The organism is Pseudomonas sp. MF6767, assembly GCF_016405475.1.
Classification (GTDB): Bacteria; Pseudomonadota; Gammaproteobacteria; order Pseudomonadales; family Pseudomonadaceae; genus Aquipseudomonas; species Aquipseudomonas paracarnis.
In genome coordinates, this window is record NZ_JAEKCY010000007.1 from 38,412 (window position 1) to 59,147 (window position 20,736).

Below are 20,736 nucleotides of genomic sequence, written 5' to 3' on the forward strand. Positions count from 1 at the left end.
AGAAGGTGCTGTGGTCCTTGGGCTACTGCGTTTTTTACAGGTAAATTGTGCCTTGCATGTACAGCACGGCCTTGCCGGAAATAATCACCCGGTCACCCTGGAGTTCACAGCGCAACTGGCCCTTACGCTGGCCGCCTTGTTCGGCGCTCAATTGCGACTTGCCCAGGCGCTCGGCCCAGAACGGTGCCAGCGAGGTGTGCGCCGAGCCGGTAACCGGGTCTTCATTGACGCCCACATTCGGGCCGAACCAGCGCGAGACAAAATCAAACCGCGTGCTCTTGGCGGTCACCGCAATGCCGCGTTTAGGCAGGCCCTTGAGTCGCGCAAAGTCCGGTGCCAGGGCCGCTACCTGCGCTTCATCCTCCACCAGCACAATATAGTCGTCGGTGCCAAACACCTCGGCGGTTTCAAGCCCCAGGGCACTCAACATGCCGTGGGGCGGCTCGCAGCGTTCGGGTTTCTTTGCCGGAAAATCCATCGCCAGCTCATCGCCGTTGCGCGTTACCCGCAACTCGCCGCTACGGGTGGCAAAGCGAAGAACCTGCGGGGCGTCCGCCAATTTGTGGATCAATACCCACGCGGCTGCCAACGTGGCATGGCCGCACAGGTCCACCTCAACTTCCGGCGTGAGCCAGCGCAACTCATAGAACTCGCCACGGGGTACAAAGAACGCGGTTTCCGAAAGATTATTCTCGGCCGCGATCTGCTGCAGTTGCTCGTCGGGCAGCCACTCGGTGAGCGGGCACACTGCTGCCGGGTTGCCGCCGAAGGGATGGTGGCTGAAAGCGTCGACTTGGTAGATGTCCAGTTGCATCGGGGGCACTCCGTGTTCAGGGGAGGCTGGACACTAACAGTGGGGTAGGGGGGCGTCAAAATACAGTTAGGGAGTTTTTTGCGCGCATAAAAAAACGGCCTACCTTTCGGTAAGCCGTTTTTAGTACTTGGTGGCTACACAGGGACTTGAACCCCGGACCCCAGCATTATGAATGCTATGCTCTAACCAACTGAGCTATGTAGCCAAGTGGCGCGCATTATTCGCTTGGAACGGCAATGCGTCAAGCGTTTTTGTAGAATTTTTTTCTACGCTTTCAACTGTTTAAGCCAAAGCGCTGGTTTTGGCGACGGGCGGTGACGAATGCGTTGTGGATGAGGGGAGTGGAAGCGCTTGGCGTCTTCGAAGGTTTACTCGCAGGCCATGTCCGACAATGTTGGGCAGATATCCCTGTCGCCCAACACGTGACTGGCTAACTCAACTTACCGATGCAGTGGGGGGTGGGTGACGCGCTTGAGCTGTTCGCGGGCCCGTGACAAGCGCGAGCGCACGGTGCCGATAGGAATGTCCAGTACATCGGCGGTGTCCTGGTAACTGCCGTCGGTTTCCAGCGAGGCGTACAGTGTTCTGCGCATCTCGGTCGGCAAGTGGTCAATCGCACTCAGGGTATTTTCCAAGCGCCGGTTGACTTCGAACTCCCAGTCCAGGCTGTGGTTTTCTTCATGGCCATGCCACAGCGACTCGTCGAATTCGCAATGTGCAGGCTTGGCATACAGGCGCCGGAAGTGATTGCGGATCAGGTTCTGCGCGATGCCGCACATCCAGGTACTGAGTGTCGCGGTACCACTGAAACGTTCGCGATTGCGCCAGGCCTCCAGGTAAGTCAATTGCAAAAGATCATCCGCGTCTTCCGGGTTCAGGACCCGTTTGTGAATGAAACGGCGAAGTTTTTTCTGTTGATCGTCTGTCAGATGGAGCATGAATTGAGGCGAACTGCCACCAAGGTGAACGAGGGCTTCAATAGGGATATTCATGATTTTTCCTTAAGGTAGACGCAGTCGAAATAGTTTCGGCGGTTACCTCTTTTGCACTGCCTGTGCCAAAGGAGAATCATTGTGTAACCATATGATTTATATAAATAAATACGTTATGGTCGTGGTGGTTTTGTGCAGTAATTTGCAAAAGGCACCAGGGACCTGTGCGGGTTTTTTCATCTTGTTGGATGAGTGAGTTTCAGTGGAACCATCTGGGCGGGCCTGACCACATATGGACACTCTCTTCCTGTACTGGCCTGCCCATGAAAGTCGAATCTACCAACGAAGTGCCAATGACCCCGCGGGTGGAACTCCCCACCGCTAGCCCGGCCGCCAAACCTGAGCCAGGCCAAGGTGTCGATGATCTTTCTCTGCACTTCAGTCAGGAGGTGGAATCCAGCAGTCGTACGTTGGATAAGCGTGTAATTGACGTGCGTGTGCCTCCTGTCCAGGTGCTCGCGCAGCTCTATGAGCAGTTGGGGCATCCGGCCCAGGAAAGCTTTGCCGCGGTAGTACGTCGAATCAGGCAGAAATTACTCACGCAACCCAGCATCGATACATTGCTGGAGCTCACTGGCGGTGATCCGGCGCGCACCTTCGTGGTACTCAAGGCGGTGTGCGGGCAGGCCGAGGCCGACGTGCGCAACTCCGAAGCCGACCTGGCGCGGGATGCAATTGCCAAGCTGGAGATCCGCTTCAAAGGGGAGATTCAGGCGGGCCTGAATATTGCCATGGCCTTGCATAAGAAGAGTGGCGATCCAGAAGAGCTCCAGGCGCTGCGCGCGCTCTATTACGCCAGTGTGGTGACACGGCAATCCCTGGCGACCATGATGCACGCGCTGCTCGGCATCTACAGTGACGACCGTTTTGCACATGGGTTGAAAATGATGTCCAGCGCCCTGACGGCCGACATTGCCGCCCATGTGTCTTCCGTCCCTACGGCAATGTTGCGCACCTTGCTGACAGGACTGGGCAAATGCGGCGCATTGAGCGGGGTGTTATGCAGCTGTCGTGAGCTGATTCAGAACCTTGCGATCGAAATGCATGCGGTAAGCCTGCTGCGACGCATGCTGGGTTATGCCGACACCGGCATCGTGACAAATGAAGTCATGCGCCTGGCTGAAGATATGGGGGGCAGCACATCAAAACTCGTGTCTCTCAATGCGCTTTATAAGCTGTTTCAAAAGTTGCCCGAGGCCTTGTGGCCGGATAGCAAATCACGCCAAGAGGCGCTGCACAATTTTCTGCTGGTGATGGACGAGCTTGCCCGCCTCGAACGCATACGCCCTGGTTTTCCTAATTCGACTATCCTGGCGTGAGCGTGCTGTCCACCCTCAACGGTGTACTGCTCAAGGTGGCGCAGCGTGCCGAGGTCTTGGGCGCGGTGGTGATCATGGCCATTGTGTTCATTTTCATCGTGCCGCTGCCTACCTGGCTGGTGGACATTCTGATTGCGCTGAATATCTGTATTGCCTGCCTGTTGATCATGCTCGCGCTTTACTTGCCCGGGCCTTTGGCGTTCTCTTCCTTCCCGTCGATTTTGTTGCTGACCACCATGTTCCGCCTGGCGTTGTCGATCGCAACGACGCGCTTGATCCTGCTCGAACAGGACGCCGGCGATATCGTTGAGGCCTTCGGCAATTTCGTAGTGGGCGGCAACCTGGCTGTTGGGATGGTGATCTTTCTGATCCTGACCCTGGTCAACTTTCTGGTGATCACCAAGGGCTCTGAGCGGGTTGCCGAAGTGGCGGCGCGCTTCAGCCTGGACGCAATGCCGGGCAAGCAGATGTCCATCGACAGTGACTTGCGTGCCGGCTTGATTGACGGCGTGCAAGCGCGGGACAAGCGTGAGCAGTTGTCCCGCGAGAGTCAGCTGTTCGGGGCCATGGATGGTGCCATGAAATTCGTCAAGGGGGATGCCATCGCGGGGTTGATCATCGTTGTGGTCAACCTGTTGGGCGGCTTCTCCACAGGTATGTTCCAACATGGCTTGAGCGCCGCCGACTCAATGGCGCTGTATTCGGTGCTGACGATTGGCGATGGTCTGATTGCGCAGATACCGGCGCTGTTGATCTCTCTCACCGCCGGCATGATCATTACCCGCGTGGCACCGGAAGGGCGCAAGGGCATCACGAACATGGGCGCCGAGATCGCACGCCAGATGACCAGTGAGCCCAAGAGCTGGATGATCGCCTCGGTGGCCATGCTTGTGTTTGCGATCGTGCCTGGCATGCCGACCCTGGTGTTTATTCTGCTGGCGATGATGACCGGCGCCTTGGGTTATTACCTCGACCGTCGGCGCCGACGTGAAGCGCAGCCAGAAGCCGAAGCCGTCGAAGCCGTGCGGCCTGAAGAAAATGGCAAAGAGGATCTGCGCGGGTTTGATCCGTCCCGGCCCTATCTGCTGCAGTTTCCCTCGGCTTTGCGCGGCACGCCTGAGGTGACCGATCTTATTCACGGAATCCGTCAGGTTCGAAATTCCCTGGTTGCCAATATTGGCCTGACGTTGCCGCCGTTTGAAGTCGAGATCGATGACTCGCTGGACGATGATGAAATGCGCTTCTGCGTCCATGAGGTACCCATGGTCAAGGCGTCGGTGGTCCAGCACGTTGCCGTGGAGCGCAGCGCCCTGACGGTTGAGCCTGAGCATGGCGTACCGGGATTGGCCGAGCGCAATGAACAGGATTGGCTCTGGCTGCCACCCGACGACCCACTGCTCAATGACGCGCAGTTGGAGCGCTTCACGGCGACGAGCCTGATCGTCGACCGCATGAAGAAGGCGATGATGCTCAGTGGGCCGCAGTTCCTGGGGATTCAAGAGAGCAAGTCGATCCTCAGTTGGCTTGAGAACAACCAACCCGAGCTGGTGCAGGAACTGCAACGCATCATGCCGATCTCGCGCTTTTCGGCGGTGCTGCAACGCCTGGCCAGCGAAGGGGTTCCGCTGCGCGCCGTGAGGTTGATTGTCGAATCGCTGATCGAATATGGCCAGCACGAACGCGAGCCGGAAGCACTGGCTGACTATGCGCGCATTGCCCTCAAGTCGCAGATCTACCACCAGTACAGCGAGGCCGATGGGCTGCATGCCTGGCTGTTGTCACCGCATACCGAAAACATCCTGCGCGAGGCGCTGCGCCAGACCCAGACCGGGGTGTTCTTTGCACTCGACGGCGATAATAGCGCTGCGCTGGTCAACCTGCTCAACCAGGCCTTCAGCGCACGGGCAAAAATAAAAAGTGTGTTGTTGGTGGCGCAGGATTTGCGCAGCCCCTTGCGCACCTTGTTGCTTGAGGAGTTCAACCATGTGCCGGTGTTGTCTTTCGCCGAGCTGGGGAGCACTTCCAAGGTCAAGGTGCTGGGGCGTTTTGACCTTGGCCAGGATGAGTTGATGCACGGGACATTGGCATGAACACAGCGCTACTTGCAGAGTACGGGGGGACGTACTGATGTTCGAACTCCGAGTGTTGGATGGTTTGCATCAAGGGGCCGCGCTGCCTCTGTTTGGTGAGCAGTGGAGCCTTGGCGCCAACGCGGACGCTGATCTCTTGCTGGATGATCCCGGTATCGCCGAGCACCACGCGCGCCTGCTATTGCTCGAAGGGCGCTGGTCGGTGCAGGCTGAAGCGGGGCTGCTAAAAAACGGCGATGGGCAAATGTTGGCGCAGATCGGCGATCTGGCACTCAACACGCCGTTTATGATTGGCCCCGTCAGCTTGTGTGTCTGCCCTGCCGATCATCCTTGGCGGCAGGCATCGGTGCTCAAGCCGCCCCGGCCGGCAACGGAGCCCTTTCCCCAGGCGCCATTGCCGCTGACGCTGTCTTCCATTCCCTTGTTGCAGCAAAAACGCTTGGTCAGCCTGGTTCTGCTATGCGCCGTGATCATCGCTGCGGTCGGCATTATCTTCAGCGGTGAGCGTGAGGCCCAGGCATCGCTGATGCCGGCGGTCATTCAGAAACCCGGGTTGGACTCACCCGCTGAGGTGCGTCAGCAACTCATGAAGATGCTCAACGAACGTGAATTGCTCCAGCGCGTCAGCTTGCAGATCGTCAATGGTCAGATTGCCCTCAATGGTGTTGTTTCCCAGGATGAAGTGGAACTGATTGCGCGCATGCTCGACCGTTTTGCCGAGCAATTCGACACTGTGGTGCCGGTGCTCAGTCGCGTACGGGTACGCGAAGGCAGGTTACCGTTCAAGATCTCGCAGATAGTGGGTGGCCCGAATGGCCACGTGGTGCTGGAGGAAGGAAGCCGCTTATTCGTGGGTGATGAAGTGGATGGCCTGCGCCTGGTTCTGATCGATAACAGCAAAGTGGTTTTTGACGGCGAGCAACGCTATGAGGTGGGCTGGTGAAGGGGTCGCTGCAGGAGCGTCTGGAGGCCTGGCAACTGAACCAGTCACAGGCGTTGAGCAGTTTCGCGCCGGTGACAATGCTCGGTCGTATCCAGCGCGTGAACGGCATGCTGCTGCAGTGCCGGTTGCCGCAGGCACGTATTGGTGACCTATGCAAAGTCGAAAAAGGGCCGGGCGACTACATGCTCGCCGAGATCATCGGGTTCGATCAGCGCGATGCGGTGCTCAGTGCCCTGGGCAACCTTGAAGGCGTGCGCGTAGGCGCCAGCGTCGAGCGGTTGGGGGTTCCGCATCAGGTCCGGGTCGGTGATGAGTTGTTGGGGCAGGTGCTGGATGGTTTTGGCCGCCCGATTGCGGGCGATGGTGTGAGCGCGTTCGTGGAAGCGGACACCCCTGGGGCGACCACAGTGTTATGCGAGGCGCCTCTTCCTACCGAACGGCCGCGGATCAACCGCGCACTGGCTACGGGGGTGCGCTCGATTGATGGCCTGATGACTCTGGGGGAGGGCCAGCGTGTCGGGCTGTTTGCCGGAGCCGGTTGTGGCAAGACCACCTTGTTGGCCGAAATCGCCCGTAACGTGGAGTGCGATGTGATCGTATTCGGTCTCATCGGGGAGCGGGGCCGGGAACTGCGCGAGTTTCTCGATCATGAACTGGATGAGCAGTTGCGTGCCAAGGCCGTGTTGGTGTGTGCAACCTCCGACCGCTCAAGCATGGAGCGCGCGCGTGCTGCGTTCACGGCAACTGCGCTGGCCGAAGGTTTCCGGCGCAAGGGCCAGAGGGTGCTGTTGCTGATCGACTCTCTGACCCGTTTTGCCAGGGCCCAACGTGAAATCGGCTTGGCTGCCGGTGAACCCTTGGGGCGCGGTGGTCTGCCGCCGTCGGTCTACAGTTTGCTGCCACGTCTGGTGGAGCGTGCCGGCTTGACCCGTGAAGGCGTGATCACGGCCATCTATACAGTGTTGATCGAACAGGACTCCATGAACGATCCGGTAGCGGATGAGGTGCGCTCTCTGCTCGACGGTCATATCGTCCTGTCGCGCAAGCTGGCCGAGCGCGGCCATTACCCGGCGGTCGATGTCCTGGCCAGCCTTTCGCGGATTCTAAGCAATGTTGCCGAGCCCGTGCATATCCGTGCCGGCACGGCGCTACGACGCTTGCTGTCGGCTTACCAGCAGATCGAGCTGATGCTCAAGTTGGGGGAATATCAGCCCGGCAACGATGCACTCACCGACCTGGCTGTTGACAGTCGGCAGGCGGTAGATGGCTTTCTGCGCCAGGACTTGCGCGAACCTTCGCCGCTTGCCGCCACCATGGACCAATTGGCTGAGCTGACCGCCCATGTCCCATTCTGAAGTGTTACCGGCTGAAATCGATACCCTGCGACGTTTGCGCCGACACCGTGCAGACCGCGCCGAGCGTGCGCTGCGTGAGGCAAAAAGGGCGCAGCAAGCGCTGGTCGCGCATATCCGGGAAGCGCAGGAAATCCTCGAGCAAACCCGCCTGGAAGAGGCCCGGCAATGCGCGCAGCTGTTGAGTCAGCACCAGGGGCAGGTGGTGACGTTCAAGGCGCTGAAAAACTGGAGTGCCAAGGAGCGGCAATTATCGGCGGGTACCCGGCGTGAAGAAGGCCACTTGTTGCAACTCCAAGAGCAGCAGCAAGAGCGGGCTGCACGGGTCGGCCAGGCGCAGAAACACGTCACCTTGTGCTTGCGCCAGGTAGAAAAAATACAAGAGTTATCTGAGTTACTGAGGCAGGAGCCGATATGAAACAGGTTTCAGTTAGTCCGCCTGAACGTCAGCGTCCGCGCGAGTCTCGCGATGATCGTGCACCTGAATTCGGTACCCTGGTGCCTTGGGAGCAAGGGCGATTGTTCGCCCGGTTGTTTGACGATGGGGGCCAGGACAGCGGGGGATATGGAGCGTCTCTGAATGGAATCAAAGCCTCGGGCGATGTCGCCATGATCGGGGCACTGACCGAGCAGTTGGCGCCGCGAATGCTCGTTGGTTCGCAATGGCCGTTGATGGCTGTTTTTCACCTGGGCCGCCTGGGGCGGATCAACGCCAGTATCCGCCGGGAGCAGGGGGGCTGGAACGTCGAGCTGCATGCAGAGCAAGACAATACGGTGCACTGGCTCAGTGGTGTACGCCAACAATGTGAGCAACGGTTGGCGCAGAGCCTGCGCCAGCCTGTCAGTTTGTATCTGGCAAAATCGACGTAGGCATGATGCTGCCACCTTTGATACTTCCCAGATTCAAAACCGATATTGCGGTTGCCCGGCAGCGCTTGGGGCAAGGGTTGTGTATGCCGTTCGAGGTCGCTGGGTCGAGTGGCGAGTTGAGAATGGAGCCTGGTACTGCTCCTGTGGGCATCCAGCCGCTCTGCTTCGAAACCGCCTGTGGCGTCTTGGCCTTCAGTGAGCCAGGACCACAGTTCAGCTTGATGGGTGAATGCCCCGTGACGCTCGAGCAGGCCGGGAATGATCCGGACGCCTGGTTCTGGGAGTTGTTCCAGCATCATCTGAGCCCTCAGGTGCAGGCGTTGTTTGGGTACCTGCGTTTGCTGCCAGGCGCTCGCCCCATGAACTTTGGTTGTCGACTCTGCGTGACGCTTGGGGCCTCTCGCGTGGCGGGCTATCTGTGGCTGTCTGTCGAGAGCTTTCTGGCGCTATGCAAGGCGGGGCCGTGGCGATCCAGGGCTGAGCCGATGCCGGCGCAGTTTCGGCTGGCGGTTGACGTAACGCTTGGGCACCTGCGGTTGTCCATGCACCAGTTGCGCGGCTTGCGGACTGGTGACGTGCTGGTGCTTGAGCGAGCCTTTTTCAGTGCGTCGGGAACCGGCCACGTGCAGGTTGGCAAACAGCGCCTGGTGGGCTGGATCGACGCTGAATCCGGGCCGATGCGCCTGACCCTTACTTCTATCGAGGATATGTTTGTGGATGAGGATTTTGCAACACAGCCCTACTCAGAGCATGAGGATGAAACAGCGGTGATGGATGTGTTCGGGCATGAACCATTCGACGAGCTGAGCATGGCGCTCAATGTACGGTGCGGTACGCTGAACCTGACCCTCGGCGAATTACGCAACCTTGCGCCCGGCGCGGTGTTGGGGGTTGCCGGCTATGCCCCCGGCACTGCCGGTCTCTATTACGGCGACCGCCCCCTCGGCCTGGGCCAGTTGGTTGAAGTGGACGGGCGACTGGGGCTGCAGATGTCTCGCGTGATCTTTTCTCGATGAATAGTTTCCAGGGAATAGATCCGGTCGTCCTGGCAATATTTCTTGGGGCACTGTCGTTGATGCCCATGCTGTTGGTCGTCTGCACGGCGTTCCTGAAGATCGTGATTGTGCTGATGATCACCCGCAATGCCATCGGTGTGCAGCAGGTGCCTCCGGGCATGGCCATCAATGGTATTGCCCTGGCGGCAACCCTGTTCATCATGGCGCCTGTAGGCTATGAGATGGCCGAGATCGTCAAGGTGTCGCCCCTGGACCTGACCAGCGTAGGCGCACTCCAACAGACGGGAATGGAGGCGATCAAACCATTGCGCACCTTCATGCTGCGCAACAGTGACCCGGATATTCTTACCCACCTGTTGGAAAATGCCATGCGCATGTGGCCGGCGCAGATGGCGCAGGAGGTCCAACGTGAGGACCTGATCCTGCTGGCGCCGGCCTTTGTGCTGTCACAGTTGCAGGCGGGGTTCGAAATCGGCTTCCTGATCTATATCCCTTTCATCGTGATTGACCTGATCGTTTCCAATCTCCTCTTGGCTTTGGGTATGCAAATGGTCTCGCCCATGACCATTTCCCTGCCGCTCAAATTGCTCTTGTTCGTGATGGTCTCCGGGTGGTCGCGGTTGCTCGACAGCCTGTTCTTTTCCTATCTCTGAGTGACCTATGGAACCCATCGTACTGTTCAAGCAGGGCATGTTGCTGGTAGTCATGCTGACGGCGCCGCCGCTGATCGTGGCGGTGGTGGTGGGGGTCATGACCTCCCTGGTGCAGGCGCTGATGCAGGTACAGGACCAGACGTTGCCCTTCGGTATCAAGCTGGTGGCAGTGGGGATCACCCTGATCATGACCGGTCGCTGGATCGGTGTGGAGTTGATCCAGTTGATGAACTTGACCTTTGACATGATCGGTCGATCGGCCCTGCACTGAGGTCTGCCTGTGCTGTTATATCTTGAGTATTTGCCCTCCCTGCTGGTCGCCATGGCGCGTATCTACCCCTGCGCTTTCCTCGTGGCGGCATTCTGTTTTCAACATATACGCGGCATGCTGCGGCATACCATTGTGGTGGTCATGGCACTGCTGCCTGCACCTGCCATTCATGTCATGCTGGAGGGCCAGGAACACTCGGCGCTGATGCTCGGAGGGCTGGTCCTCAAAGAGTTGGCCCTGGGGTTATTGCTGGGCGTGTTGCTGTCGATGCCGTTCTGGCTGTTCGAGTCGGTCGGGGCGTTGTTGGATAACCAGCGGGGAGCTTTGGCCGGTGGTCAGCTCAACCCCTCGCTTGGGCCAGACGCGACGCCGGCCGGGCATCTGTTCAAACAATTGGCGATTTTTTTGCTGATGGCCAGTATGGGCCTCGGGGCGTTGACGCAGGTGATCTGGGACAGCTATCTGCTCTGGCCACCGACGGTGTGGTTTCCACTGCCCGCTGCCGATGGGTTCGATGTATTTGTCGGCCTGCTTGGCGATACCTTCACGCACATGATGCTCTACGCTGCCCCCTTTATTGCGGTGCTGCTGTTGCTGGAGTTCGGCATCGCGCTGCTGGGGGTCTACAGTCAGCAATTGCAAGTGAGTACGCTGGCGCCGCCCCTCAAGAGCCTGGCGGGTATCGGTGTGCTGTTGTTGTATTTTGCGTTGCTGCAGGACCTGATCGTCGGGCGCATGGGCTTGCTTAAAGACCTCAAGCACTCCCTGGGCGTGTTCTTCAAGGTCTCGCTGTCATGAGTGATTCGGGGGAAAAGAAGCACCCCGCATCAGCCAAGAAGCTGCGTGATCAGCGTAAGAAAGGCCAAGTCGCCCAAAGCCAGGATGTGGGTAAGCTACTGGTGCTGACAGCCATCAGCGAAATCGCCTTGTTCACCGCCGAGAGCAGCCTGCAACGTTTCCAGCAGTTGATGCTGCTGCCGATCACGCGTCTGTCCTTGCCTTTCCCGCAGGCGCTGGAAGAAGTGATGGTCGAAGGTTTGATGTTGTTTTTCTCCTTCGCCCTGTTGATGGCCGCGGTGGCGATTATCACGAAGCTGGTCAGCAGTTGGATGCAGTTCGGGATTCTGTTCGCGCCGGACGCCTTGAAGCTCGACTTCAATCGTCTCAACCCGCTCAGCCAACTCAAGCAAATGTTTTCTGCCCAGTCGGTAATGAACCTGTTGATGAGCATCGTCAAGGCCACACTGCTGGGCCTGATCCTGTACGTGGTGATCTGGCCTTCCCTGGGGGCGTTGATCAATATGGCCACCAGCGATCTGCAAAGCTACCTCCTGGGATTGATCGCCCTGTTCCGCTATCTGCTGCATGCCTGTCTCGGGTTATTGCTGGTGCTGGCGCTTATCGACCTGGCGATGCAGAAATACTTCTTTGCCAAGCGCATGCGCATGACCCAGGTCGAGGTCATGAAAGAGTACAAGGACATGGAGGGCGATCCCCACGTGAAGGGGCAGCGCCGCGCCCTGGCGCAGCAATTGGCCCAGGAGGAGCCGAAGGTCAAGCTGCCCAAGCTGGAGGAGTCCGATATGCTGGTGGTCAACCCGACGCACTTTGCCGTGGCCTTGTATTACCGCCCCGGCAAAACGCCGCTGCCCCTGCTGGTGAGCAAAGGGACTGATGATGACGCCCGTGCGTTGATCGCTCGCGCCAAAGCGGCTGATGTACCGGTGATCCAGTGCGTGTGGCTGGCCCGTACGCTGTATACGAACAAGCTGGGGGCGACAATTCCTCGTGAAACCCTGCAGGCCGTGGCATTGATCTACCGCACCCTGCGCGAGCTTGATGATGAGGCCAAGCGTGAAACCCTGGAATTGCCGGAGCTTGATCTGCGTTGATCAGCGCCGGGTACGCGCATCCAGGGTTTCAAGGTTGGCCAACGACAACATTCGGCTGAGGAGCCTGTCGAGCAGGTTGGGCTGTGGGGGCAGTGCATGCCAGATCACCAGCGCGTCCTGGGCGTCAATGTAGATAAAGCAGCCATCGAATGCCACGGCCTGCTCGAAACGCCGCTCCAGCGCGTTCTGCAATTGTGAAGCTTGCAGCGCCTCGCGAGCCACGTGCAGGGCCAGACCCTGACGGGTTCCGGCTTGCATGTTGCTGGCTGTTACCCCCGGGCCAAGCGTCAGGTGGGCGGCAGAGCCGCCCACCAGGCTGTCGAGGAAGACCTGGCGTTCATCGGCCGGGGTTCCCTGGGCGCTCATCGTTCCAGCGACACCGTCTGATAGTCCGGACGCTCTCCGGCAGGGCCGGGTTCGACGCGCGTTTGTGAAGGCCACCAAATCACCAGCTTGTCCTTGGACGATTGCGGACGTGAGCAGGAGTCGCCCTTGCAGGTGGGCGTACAACCGGCGACGAGCAGCGCCGCGCCGATCAGGGTGACGTACAGCGAGCGATGTTTCATGGTTTGGCCTTTTGAGTTGGAGTGATCAGGGAGGGACGGGGCACGCTGATGTGTTCATCCTTGACCACCGGGCGCATGGCGATAAACACTTCTGCTTCCTCGCCCGGCTTGAGCCAGGCGCGGGGCCAGACACTCACGGCCAGGGTTTGCGAAGTACTGCATTCCTTTTCGTCGATGCGCACATTGCGATTGAACTGGTTGCGCAGCACCACCACGGCTACGTTGTACTGCGGGCCGGCGTACCACTGGCTGCGCTCGGTGTTCAGCGCCAGCAAGTTGCGGGTACTGCACAAGGTGTTCAGCCCCAGGGGCATCGGCGCTACCTTGAAGGCTTTGGGCACTTGCCCGGTGACCAGGTGCGCCAGGGTACTGATAATGTCGCTGCGCTTGATCACTGGCTGGTGAGGGTCGTAGCGCCTGGCCAGGGGGGTGAGAGCGGCTTGCAATTCGACCTGGTCTGCCTGGGGCAGGTAGCGTGACGGGTCGGTCTGGTCGCCGATAACGCGTGGCGTGAGGATAAATAGACGTTCGCGCCGATTGTTCTGTCGTTCAGTGGAGGAAAACAACGCCTTGCCCAACAGCGGAATATCCCCCAGCAGGGGTACTTTGCTGTGCTTGTCGGTGCTTTCGGTGACGTGGAAACCACCGACCACGAGCGAACGTTTTTCGGCCATGATGGCTTGGGTGCTGACTTTGCCTCGGCGTACATCGAAGCTACCGGGAGTAGGGTTGGCCTCTTCGAAGTTACCGTCCTCGATATCTACCAACAGCTGAATCTGATGGCCACCACGGCTCGTGATGACGCGGGGCACGACCTGGAAGCTGGTACCCACGGTGATCGGTAAAATCGTAGCGTTCTGCCGACCGCGAGTCAGGTATTGGGTCCGGTTGAAATCAATTACCGCTGGCTGGTTTTCCAGTGTCAGGACTGACGGATTGGACACCATGGTTGCCAGGCCCTTGGCTTCCAGCGCGCGTATCTCCGCGTCGAAACGACCGCGGTTTTCAATTGTCAGCTGAGCGTTGCCGGAAATCATGTTGGCTGCGCCACTGAAGCGACTGTTCTGAAAGCCCCATCTCACCCCGAATTCGCGCAGTTGCGTGCGCTCGATGTCGAGGATGATGGCATCGATTTCCACCAGTTTGCGTGCCACGTCGAGCTGGGTGATCAGTTCGCGATACATTGCCTGCCGTTCCGGCACGTCATAAATCAGGATGGCGTTATTGCGCAAGTCGGCTTCGACGCGGATACGGGCAGGGCTGAGGGGGACCCGCCGGGTGATTGACATGCCCGTATCGGTCGAGTCGTTCAACCCGGTTGTCGGCGTGGAGCCGAGCATTTGCCCCAGCAACGGGTTGCTCAAGCGTGGCACCACCGGTGTGATGAACAGGGGCTGGGTGATGGAGCGTTGAGACTGCGCCGAAGACGATGAGGGTGAGCGCGGTTCCAGGAGCCCTCTTAGCATGGTGGCTACACCGGGGATGATGATTTTTTCGTTGCGATATTCCATTTGGCGATCCGCCGCGCTGGCGAATTTCAGTGGATAGCTCAGCACGCTCTGTTTTTCATCCGTAGAACGGCGCTGGCTGCTGAAGCGTTTGATCTGTTCGATATAAACCTTCGGGCCGGAGACCAGCACAACACCGTCTTCCGGCAACTCGCCCCAGCCGAAACGACTGTCGAGCAAGCCTATATCGGTCAGCGCTTGTTTGAGGTCCGCGATGGTCTCGGAGGAGACTTCCAGGCGCGCGGATTCTTGCTGGTCCAAGGTGCTGATATAGAGGGTGTTGTTATACATATACCATTGGAAACGGTGTTCGACCCCCAACCGGTCGAGCAATGATTGCGGCGTATTTGCGCGTATCTTGCCGTTGACGTTACCTTCGAGCAGGCCCTCGACCTGGAGCTGAGTACCAAATGTCTGGGCAAAATCCTCCAGCACTTCGCGCACTGGCTTGTGCTGGGCTTCATAAGCGTAGGCCGTGTTCTTCCACTCAGGAGGTATTGCGGCCAGCGCGCTATCCAGTGGTAGCAGCCACCCAGGCAGCATAATGAGCCAACACCAGGCGGCGCGGGGAGTAAAAGCAGGTACGTGAGGGCGCAAGCGTTTGTGCTTGTCGTTTTTATCAGGCATGGGAAAGTCTCTGGTTAGTACGGTGTCGAGCGCAGCGACGTGGATATGAATGTGCGTACAGGCCGCGCCTGGCGCGCGACGACGGCGCGCCAGGTGTCGCGTTGGTTGAGGAGGGACTCGAGACACTTCGCCAGCGCTTCGCCGTGCCCCCTCTCCACGCATTGAATAAGCCAAAGCGCACCGGTGGTCGGCGCCAATGCAACTGCACCGTGAAAATAGCTCAGGCTAGGGCCTCCCAGGCGCATCCAGGTGCGCAACTGGGCTTTGTGATCGCCCGCCTGGGTCAACTGGACCTTTACCAGCAGTCTGTTCGAAACGCGTTGAAAGATGATTTCGTCGTCGCTCTCAAACAAGGTGAGCTGCTCTTCGTGGCCATTCAGCCAACCGGCAAGGAGTGCTTGCAACTTATTGCACGCCATCCAGCGCTGTTTTGAGCAGTGTATGTCTGGAGCGCGTGTGTTCGTTGAACGCGATGACTGAGAGCTTCTGTTGTTTCATGAGGTTGCTGAAGTAATCGATATCTGCATCGAGCGCTTCCGGATCTTTATAGGCCGTATTCACCCGCTTGATATCAGCCTGAACTTGCCTCAATAGATGGTTTTTCAGGTTTCCGTGAAAGTCCATGATTTTTACTCCAGATGTGTCTGAACTGTGTGGCGGGTTGTTTGCCACCAGTTCCATCGGAAGAAATTTTTTTAAAGATATCGCCCGCCTCTACCGCTATGTCCCTACAAGTTTGTAAACAATATTTCTCGCATCGAGGCCCAGTCGATCCGAAAATCGCCTTCATCTGTTTCCAGTAGCAGCGATTGAGGTTTGACCTGGTCATCGGGGCGAAGCTTCCAAGGTGTAGAGCCCAGCTGGACCAAGGCTTGGGCTATCTGCTCATGCTCGAGCGGGTTGCAAACCAGGGTGGCCTTCATAGGTGGAATTTGCGTCGTTACCAACTGTTTGACCAATGCCGAAAGGCGCTTTGGGGGAGGCACTTCCTCCAACAGGCAGTGGAAGGCTCGGTTGGCGATGGATGTTGCGTAGTGTTCGAGGTTGTCACACATCGCCTTGCGTTGGCGCTCCCACGCACTGAGTTGCGCGTGGGCGCGTGACCAGAAGTCGAGGCGGGCCTGCTCAAGCATTTCTTCACGATGCTCAACCGCCTGGCGCAGCAGCTCTTCAGCTTGGGCCCGTGCGCTATCTAGCAACTGCGCGGACTGAAAGCAATCGGCGAGCATCTCCCGGGTAATCAGTACTTTTGGCTGCCCGGAAGCGCCGTCGTGCAATTCGATTTTGCGTTGGGTCAACATAGACAATGCTCTGGTGTGTTGCCGTTAACGACGAGTTGTTTCACTACCCGTTGCGTCGATACGCCAGACAATCGCCTGCCACAGCGTATTGAGCCGGCCATGCGCATCGTCAAATGGCAGGTGTGTGGTTTCAAGTGCCTGCACCCGGTCAGGCGGCAAGCGCAGACGAAGGCGTTGCCAGACAGCAGGCTCGACCCAGGCCCTCAGCAATTGCATTGGATCATCCTCCGGCTGCAACAGGGCGTCAGGGTGTAGCGCCTTGGCAAGGCGCTCACACCACTTGCGGTGTTCATCGCACAAGGGGCTGTCGAGGTTGGGATGGCACGTAAGCTCCAGCAGTGCTATCGCCAGATCGAACTGCTCCCGTGAAGCCAGGGCCAAACCAAGCACCGTTGCACAGGGAGGGGGAGGCAGGCATGGCTCGATGCCCAACGCTGCGCACGCCAGCGCGGGTTGGCTGCGGCACAAGGCGGGTACTGCGTGGTAGGCGTGAGCGCTGGGCGCGTCCGGGTGCGAAAACTGCCACGGACTGGCCCACCATTGGGCCCAGGCCAGATGATCACTCATTCGCTAGAGGCGCTGGGGCGACAGGTTCCTGCCTGGATCGTTGGCTTCGTATGCGCCAGAACAGCGCCAAGGCGAGTGTCAGTATCGCGCCGATAACCAGAGCGCTCATAGCGGTACGCCAAAAACCGACGTCTTCCTCAGGGATCAGGAACGGACCGAAGTAGCTCAGGCGTTGTTGTTCCTGGTAAGCCGTTGCCGGTACAAAAACCACCGTGAGCTTCTGCGCGTTATCCAGTGCAGTGGTCATGCCAGGAATACTACTGGATACCATCCTGCGTACGCGCGCGCGGATGCTGTCGGGCTCCAGTCGTGGGTCATGTTTGATGAACACTGAGGCGGAGGCGGGTTGGACGGGCTCACCGGGAGCCACGCGTTCGGGCAGCACCACGTGCACACGAGCGACGATGACCCCATCGATGTTTGACAGGGTCGCCTCCAACTCCTGGGACAGGGCATAGATATACCGGGCACGCTCTTCCAGTGGCGTAGAGATGACGCCCTCCTTGCGGAAGGTGTCCCCCATCGTGGCACGGGCGACCTTGGGCAATCCGACCGCTTCCAGTGTGCGAACGGCGCGGCTGATATCGGCTGCATTGACACGCACCACGACGCCGTCCTTGGCAGGCACTTTTTGTGCGCGTATGTGTTTGTCAGCCAGTTCCGCGATGACCTCATTGGCATCCTGCTCGGAGAGTTGGCGATGCAGTTCGACACTTTCGCCGCAGCCGCCCAGCATCAGCGCCAGCGAGAAAACTAATCCGACGGATAGAAAACGAGTCATTTTTTCCTACTGCAGGTTGCTGATTTTTTCTAGGCATTGCGCGCCCTTGCCGACGCACTTCACCAGGGTTTGGGTCAGTAGAATGGAGTCTGAAAGATTGGGGGTGTAGTTGAGCCGATTTTTTTCTTTGAACTCATTGTTGAAGTCCTTGAGACCTCGACTCATACCACTTTTAGCCTTGTCCAAATACTGCAAAGCGTCGGTCAGTGCGTTCGAGGATGGCGTGGCGGTAACCCGTTGCATCGAGGGGGCCAATAACGCGCTGAAAAAGCTCGCATCTTCGCTGTGGTGCGTAGGTTGGGTAGGGGACCTGTGGGCTGTAAGGCCGTTTTGATATTCGCGTAATACGTCGACTTCTTCTATTTGCATATGGACCTCTAAGGGGAAACCCGCCCTTTGATGACCAAGGGCGGTGAAGCTATTTAACGCAGCGCGTCGTTGTTCTTTTTCTGCTCACTGATCCTGAACGCCTCATTGCTTTCTTTCATGGATTCGCGAAGCAGTTGCTTCCTTTCTGCCTTAAGGTCTGCGTTTTCGCCACCGGTGACCGGGGGGTGGTAGCTTTGCGGGTTGATGCCAGAAATACTCATAGTGATGCTCCGCTATCTAAGAAATGACATTTGAGCCTTGATGCGTAGTTGCAATAGTGTTGCTGCCGATAGGCACTAAATATATCAGGCTCATCCTTGTGTGGTTCAGGCTCGAATATGGTTCCCGCTTTTACTTAAAGGGTGTGTCTGAAGGTGTCTTCGGTGTGGGCTGAGCAGCGGGCTACTGTATATCTAGTTGTTTCATTCGGTAGTAAAGCGTTCTCTTTGCCATGCCCAACTCTACAGCCACCTCGTCCACACAGTAGGTATGACGCCGCAGCGACTCTTCAATCAGAGCTTTCTCGATTTGTTGCAGGCGTTCTTTCAGGTTGGTGGGTTGGTTTGTAGCGTTCGAGGGCGAGCTTGATAATGGCGCCAGACCCAGCACGAAACGTTTGGCAGTCGAGCGCAGTTCACGCACATTCCCCAGCCATGGATGGCACAGCAACTGTTGGACTAGCTCGCTGCAAGGGTTTGGGGCGAGACACTTATAGTGCTCGGCTTCCTCTTGAATCATACTCAGGAACAACGGGACGATTCGGTCACGGCGATTGCGCAGCGCAGGCAGATTGATATTTACGACGTTCAGGCGGAAATACAGGTCGCGCCTGAACTTTCCCTGCTCGACCATCTCATGCAGGGATTGTTGCGCAGAGGCGATGACTCGCATGTCCACCGGGATAAACCGGGTTGAGCCCAGGCGTTCGACGCCACGTGACTCCAGCACACGTAGCAGTTTGGCCTGCATGGAAAGCGGCATGCTGTCGATTTCATCCAGATACAAGGTGCCCAGGTGTGCGGTTTCGATAAAACCCGCACGTGATTGCACTGCTCCTGTATAGGCGCCGCTGTTGACGCCGAACAGTTGGCTCTCTGCGAGGCTTTCCGGGATGGCGGCGCAGTTCACTGCGACAAAATGACCTCGTCGCCCCGACAAACGATGGATTCGTTGGGCCAGGGTATCCTTGCCAGTACCCGTCTCCCCCAATAACAAAATATCGATATCGAGCGCTGCAGTACTCTTGAGCGTACGTTCGATATCCAAGGTTTCAACAGAAGGGAAGTATGTCTCATTTGTTGTCTTGTAAGAGGCTGACATAGTCAGGGTGCTCCACTATCGCTATCACTTCACTGTTGATAGAACGCTGTTGGCGTGCGGTCAGTAGAGCGCAAATAATCAAAAATGTCATCGTGCTTATTAGTATGAAAATACTGCGCGAGAGCGTGTCAAATATTAACTATGTCAGGGCGCTGTATTGTTCAAGTGCATTCTTGATGGTTGTTGAATCTTTAGTGTAGGAGAAGACTTAAGGCTTGAAGGATTCATCGTTTAAATCGATCAAGGGTTATGAGTGATTAAGTTTTCTATGTGTGGGGCTTTTAGTTGGGTGGCAGGTAGAAACAGGAGGCAATAAAAAACCGACGCAATGCGTCGGTTTTTTTGTATCGGGCAGAGGTTCAGCTAACGCTTACACGTTGAAACGGAAGTGCATCACATCGCCATCTTTGACAATGTAATCCTTACCTTCCAGGCGCCACTTACCGGCTTCCTTGGCACCGGCTTCACCCTTGAACTGGATGAAGTCGTTGTAAGCGATCACCTCAGCGCGGATAAAGCCTTTCTCAAAGTCGGTGTGGATCACGCCAGCCGCCTGTGGCGCGGTAGCACCGACCTTGACGGTCCAGGCGCGGACTTCTTCGACACCGGCGGTGAAGTAGGTCTGCAGGTTGAGCATTTCGTAGCCGGCGCGGATTACGCGGTTCAGGCCAGGCTCTTCCAGGCCCAGGGCCTCGAGGAACATGTCCTTTTCTTCGCCGTCATCGAGCTCGGCGATTTCCGCTTCGATCTTGTTGCATACCGGAACAACGATGGCGCCTTCTTCGTCGGCAATGGCCTTGACCACGTCGAGCAGCGGGTTGTTCTCGAAGCCGTCTTCGGCAACGTTGGCGATGTACATCACAGGCTTGGTGGTCAGCAGGTGGAAGCCCTTGATCACGGCCTTCTCATCGGCCCCCATATTCTTCATCAGGCTGCGCGCCGGTTTGCCTTCGGTAAAGTGCGCGATCAACTGCTCCAGCAGGCCCTTCTGGACCACTGCATCCTTGTCGCCGCCCTTGGCGTTACGCGCGACTTTCTGCAGTTGCTTTTCGCAGCTGTCGAGGTCGGCGAAGATCAGTTCCAGGTCGATGATCTCGATGTCGCGCTTGGGGTCTACGCTGTTGGAGACGTGAATCACGTTCTCGTCTTCAAAGCAGCGGACCACGTGGGCGATAGCATCGGTTTCGCGGATGTTGGCCAGGAACTTGTTGCCCAGGCCTTCACCTTTCGAGGCGCCGGCGACGAGGCCCGCGATGTCGACGAACTCCATGGTGGTCGGCAGGATGCGCTTGGGATTGACGATGGCCGCCAGTGCGTCAAGACGCGGGTCCGGCATTGGTACGATGCCGCTGTTGGGTTCGATGGTGCAGAAGGGGAAGTTCTCCGCCGCAATACCGGACTTGGTCAGGGCGTTGAACAGGGTGGACTTGCCGACGTTGGGCAGGCCGACGATGCCGCAGTTGAATCCCATGGTGTTTCCCCTCG

General features: G+C 58.0%; 25 protein-coding genes and 1 tRNA gene. 11 read left to right on the plus strand and 15 right to left on the minus strand.

Annotated features, from left to right (window positions below):
• Positions 1-34 precede the first annotated feature (34 nt).
• The 3 genes from JFT58_RS13360 to JFT58_RS13370 form a co-directional block, all read right to left on the minus strand.
• Complete coding sequence (locus JFT58_RS13360) at positions 35-814, minus strand: PhzF family phenazine biosynthesis protein (protein ID WP_054897161.1); 780 nt, start codon at positions 812-814, stop codon at positions 35-37.
• A gap of 128 nt (positions 815-942) precedes the next feature.
• A tRNA-Met gene (locus JFT58_RS13365) sits at positions 943-1,019 on the minus strand.
• Between the two features lie 235 nt (positions 1,020-1,254).
• The gene (locus tag JFT58_RS13370; RefSeq protein ID WP_054897146.1) at positions 1,255-1,806 is read right to left on the minus strand and encodes an RNA polymerase sigma factor; all 552 of its coding nucleotides are present in this window, start codon (positions 1,804-1,806) and stop codon (positions 1,255-1,257) included.
• Positions 1,807-2,069: 263 nt separating this feature from the next.
• Between JFT58_RS13370 and JFT58_RS13375 the strand changes: the two genes are divergently transcribed.
• From JFT58_RS13375 to sctU, 11 genes are read left to right on the plus strand one after another with little or no spacing between them, the layout of a single operon-like run.
• The gene (locus JFT58_RS13375) at positions 2,070-3,125 is read left to right on the plus strand and encodes a TyeA family type III secretion system gatekeeper subunit (RefSeq protein ID WP_054897145.1); all 1,056 of its coding nucleotides are present in this window, start codon (positions 2,070-2,072) and stop codon (positions 3,123-3,125) included.
• Positions 3,122-5,215, plus strand: a complete 2,094-nt coding sequence (gene sctV, locus JFT58_RS13380; RefSeq protein WP_054921797.1) for a type III secretion system export apparatus subunit SctV — start codon at positions 3,122-3,124, stop codon at positions 5,213-5,215. The genes JFT58_RS13375 and sctV overlap by 4 nt, the downstream gene beginning before the upstream one ends.
• A 37-nt stretch (positions 5,216-5,252) precedes the next feature.
• Entirely contained in the window at positions 5,253-6,158 is a 906-nt protein-coding gene (locus JFT58_RS13385) for an FHA domain-containing protein (RefSeq protein ID WP_054897143.1), read from the plus strand.
• Complete coding sequence (locus tag JFT58_RS13390; protein ID WP_034128102.1) at positions 6,155-7,513, plus strand: FliI/YscN family ATPase; 1,359 nt, start codon at positions 6,155-6,157, stop codon at positions 7,511-7,513. Before JFT58_RS13385 ends, JFT58_RS13390 begins: the two co-directional genes overlap by 4 nt.
• Positions 7,500-7,928, plus strand: coding sequence for a type III secretion system stalk subunit SctO (gene sctO / locus JFT58_RS13395; RefSeq protein WP_054897142.1), 429 nt, complete (start codon positions 7,500-7,502; stop codon positions 7,926-7,928). Before JFT58_RS13390 ends, sctO begins: the two co-directional genes overlap by 14 nt.
• Positions 7,925-8,380 carry a type III secretion system HrpP C-terminal domain-containing protein gene (locus tag JFT58_RS13400; protein WP_054897141.1) on the plus strand — a complete coding sequence of 152 codons (456 nt, stop codon included), beginning with the start codon at positions 7,925-7,927 and terminating at the stop codon, positions 8,378-8,380. The genes sctO and JFT58_RS13400 overlap by 4 nt, the downstream gene beginning before the upstream one ends.
• 2 nt (positions 8,381-8,382) lie before the next feature.
• Positions 8,383-9,396 carry a FliM/FliN family flagellar motor switch protein gene (locus JFT58_RS13405; protein ID WP_034128099.1) on the plus strand — a complete coding sequence of 338 codons (1,014 nt, stop codon included), beginning with the start codon at positions 8,383-8,385 and terminating at the stop codon, positions 9,394-9,396.
• The gene (gene sctR, locus JFT58_RS13410) at positions 9,393-10,049 is read left to right on the plus strand and encodes a type III secretion system export apparatus subunit SctR (protein WP_034128098.1); all 657 of its coding nucleotides are present in this window, start codon (positions 9,393-9,395) and stop codon (positions 10,047-10,049) included. Before JFT58_RS13405 ends, sctR begins: the two co-directional genes overlap by 4 nt.
• 7 nt (positions 10,050-10,056) lie before the next feature.
• Positions 10,057-10,320, plus strand: a complete 264-nt coding sequence (gene sctS, locus JFT58_RS13415; RefSeq protein ID WP_034128097.1) for a type III secretion system export apparatus subunit SctS — start codon at positions 10,057-10,059, stop codon at positions 10,318-10,320.
• Positions 10,321-10,329: 9 nt separating this feature from the next.
• Positions 10,330-11,118: a type III secretion system export apparatus subunit SctT gene (sctT, locus tag JFT58_RS13420; protein WP_054897140.1), complete on the plus strand. Its 789-nt coding sequence runs from the start codon at positions 10,330-10,332 to the stop codon at positions 11,116-11,118.
• Entirely contained in the window at positions 11,115-12,212 is a 1,098-nt protein-coding gene (gene sctU / locus JFT58_RS13425) for a type III secretion system export apparatus subunit SctU (RefSeq protein ID WP_034128095.1), read from the plus strand. The genes sctT and sctU overlap by 4 nt, the downstream gene beginning before the upstream one ends.
• Here sctU and JFT58_RS13430 read toward each other — a convergent pair whose 3' ends face one another.
• The 12 genes from JFT58_RS13430 to ychF form a co-directional block, all read right to left on the minus strand.
• Positions 12,213-12,578 carry a hypothetical protein gene (locus JFT58_RS13430; RefSeq protein ID WP_034128094.1) on the minus strand — a complete coding sequence of 122 codons (366 nt, stop codon included), beginning with the start codon at positions 12,576-12,578 and terminating at the stop codon, positions 12,213-12,215. It lies immediately after the preceding gene.
• Entirely contained in the window at positions 12,575-12,778 is a 204-nt protein-coding gene (hrpT, locus tag JFT58_RS13435) for an HrpT family type III secretion system protein (protein ID WP_054897139.1), read from the minus strand. The genes JFT58_RS13430 and hrpT overlap by 4 nt, the downstream gene beginning before the upstream one ends.
• Positions 12,775-14,913, minus strand: coding sequence for a type III secretion system outer membrane ring subunit SctC (gene sctC, locus JFT58_RS13440; protein ID WP_054897138.1), 2,139 nt, complete (start codon positions 14,911-14,913; stop codon positions 12,775-12,777). Before sctC ends, hrpT begins: the two co-directional genes overlap by 4 nt.
• Positions 14,914-14,927: 14 nt before the next feature.
• Entirely contained in the window at positions 14,928-15,317 is a 390-nt protein-coding gene (locus JFT58_RS13445) for a type III secretion system chaperone (RefSeq protein WP_034128091.1), read from the minus strand.
• Between the two features lies 1 nt (position 15,318).
• Positions 15,319-15,537, minus strand: coding sequence for a hypothetical protein (locus JFT58_RS13450; RefSeq protein WP_034128090.1), 219 nt, complete (start codon positions 15,535-15,537; stop codon positions 15,319-15,321).
• A 104-nt stretch (positions 15,538-15,641) separates the two neighbouring features.
• Positions 15,642-16,214, minus strand: a complete 573-nt coding sequence (gene sctL, locus JFT58_RS13455; RefSeq protein WP_054897137.1) for a type III secretion system stator protein SctL — start codon at positions 16,212-16,214, stop codon at positions 15,642-15,644.
• Positions 16,215-16,238: 24 nt separating this feature from the next.
• The gene (locus JFT58_RS13460; RefSeq protein ID WP_054897136.1) at positions 16,239-16,781 is read right to left on the minus strand and encodes a hypothetical protein; all 543 of its coding nucleotides are present in this window, start codon (positions 16,779-16,781) and stop codon (positions 16,239-16,241) included.
• Entirely contained in the window at positions 16,774-17,562 is a 789-nt protein-coding gene (sctJ, locus tag JFT58_RS13465; protein ID WP_054897135.1) for a type III secretion system inner membrane ring lipoprotein SctJ, read from the minus strand. Before sctJ ends, JFT58_RS13460 begins: the two co-directional genes overlap by 8 nt.
• 6 nt (positions 17,563-17,568) lie before the next feature.
• The gene (locus JFT58_RS13470) at positions 17,569-17,931 is read right to left on the minus strand and encodes a hypothetical protein (protein WP_054897134.1); all 363 of its coding nucleotides are present in this window, start codon (positions 17,929-17,931) and stop codon (positions 17,569-17,571) included.
• Between the two features lie 53 nt (positions 17,932-17,984).
• Positions 17,985-18,152, minus strand: a complete 168-nt coding sequence (locus JFT58_RS13475) for a hypothetical protein (protein WP_034128085.1) — start codon at positions 18,150-18,152, stop codon at positions 17,985-17,987.
• A 181-nt stretch (positions 18,153-18,333) separates the two neighbouring features.
• Entirely contained in the window at positions 18,334-19,251 is a 918-nt protein-coding gene (locus tag JFT58_RS13480) for a sigma 54-interacting transcriptional regulator (protein WP_054897133.1), read from the minus strand.
• A 370-nt stretch (positions 19,252-19,621) separates the two neighbouring features.
• A complete protein-coding gene (ychF, locus tag JFT58_RS13485) occupies positions 19,622-20,722 on the minus strand; it encodes a redox-regulated ATPase YchF (RefSeq protein WP_014716830.1) in 1,101 nt (366 codons plus the stop codon).
• Positions 20,723-20,736 lie beyond the last annotated feature (14 nt).

Coding starts and splice junctions, on each gene's coding strand:
- JFT58_RS13360 (WP_054897161.1), bottom strand. CDS start 814: ATGCAACTGGACATCTACCAAGTCGACGCTTTCAGCCACCATCCCTTC.
- JFT58_RS13370 (WP_054897146.1), bottom strand. CDS start 1,806: ATGAATATCCCTATTGAAGCCCTCGTTCACCTTGGTGGCAGTTCGCCT.
- JFT58_RS13375 (WP_054897145.1), top strand. CDS start 2,070: ATGAAAGTCGAATCTACCAACGAAGTGCCAATGACCCCGCGGGTGGAA.
- JFT58_RS13385 (WP_054897143.1), top strand. CDS start 5,253: ATGTTCGAACTCCGAGTGTTGGATGGTTTGCATCAAGGGGCCGCGCTG.
- sctO (WP_054897142.1), top strand. CDS start 7,500: ATGTCCCATTCTGAAGTGTTACCGGCTGAAATCGATACCCTGCGACGT.
- JFT58_RS13400 (WP_054897141.1), top strand. CDS start 7,925: ATGAAACAGGTTTCAGTTAGTCCGCCTGAACGTCAGCGTCCGCGCGAG.
- JFT58_RS13405 (WP_034128099.1), top strand. CDS start 8,383: ATGATGCTGCCACCTTTGATACTTCCCAGATTCAAAACCGATATTGCG.
- sctR (WP_034128098.1), top strand. CDS start 9,393: ATGAATAGTTTCCAGGGAATAGATCCGGTCGTCCTGGCAATATTTCTT.
- sctS (WP_034128097.1), top strand. CDS start 10,057: ATGGAACCCATCGTACTGTTCAAGCAGGGCATGTTGCTGGTAGTCATG.
- sctU (WP_034128095.1), top strand. CDS start 11,115: ATGAGTGATTCGGGGGAAAAGAAGCACCCCGCATCAGCCAAGAAGCTG.
- JFT58_RS13430 (WP_034128094.1), bottom strand. CDS start 12,578: ATGAGCGCCCAGGGAACCCCGGCCGATGAACGCCAGGTCTTCCTCGAC.
- hrpT (WP_054897139.1), bottom strand. CDS start 12,778: ATGAAACATCGCTCGCTGTACGTCACCCTGATCGGCGCGGCGCTGCTC.
- sctC (WP_054897138.1), bottom strand. CDS start 14,913: ATGCCTGATAAAAACGACAAGCACAAACGCTTGCGCCCTCACGTACCT.
- JFT58_RS13450 (WP_034128090.1), bottom strand. CDS start 15,537: ATGGACTTTCACGGAAACCTGAAAAACCATCTATTGAGGCAAGTTCAG.
- sctL (WP_054897137.1), bottom strand. CDS start 16,214: ATGTTGACCCAACGCAAAATCGAATTGCACGACGGCGCTTCCGGGCAG.
- JFT58_RS13460 (WP_054897136.1), bottom strand. CDS start 16,781: ATGAGTGATCATCTGGCCTGGGCCCAATGGTGGGCCAGTCCGTGGCAG.
- sctJ (WP_054897135.1), bottom strand. CDS start 17,562: ATGACTCGTTTTCTATCCGTCGGATTAGTTTTCTCGCTGGCGCTGATG.
- JFT58_RS13470 (WP_054897134.1), bottom strand. CDS start 17,931: ATGCAAATAGAAGAAGTCGACGTATTACGCGAATATCAAAACGGCCTT.
- JFT58_RS13475 (WP_034128085.1), bottom strand. CDS start 18,152: ATGAGTATTTCTGGCATCAACCCGCAAAGCTACCACCCCCCGGTCACC.
- JFT58_RS13480 (WP_054897133.1), bottom strand. CDS start 19,251: ATGTCAGCCTCTTACAAGACAACAAATGAGACATACTTCCCTTCTGTT.
- ychF (WP_014716830.1), bottom strand. CDS start 20,722: ATGGGATTCAACTGCGGCATCGTCGGCCTGCCCAACGTCGGCAAGTCC.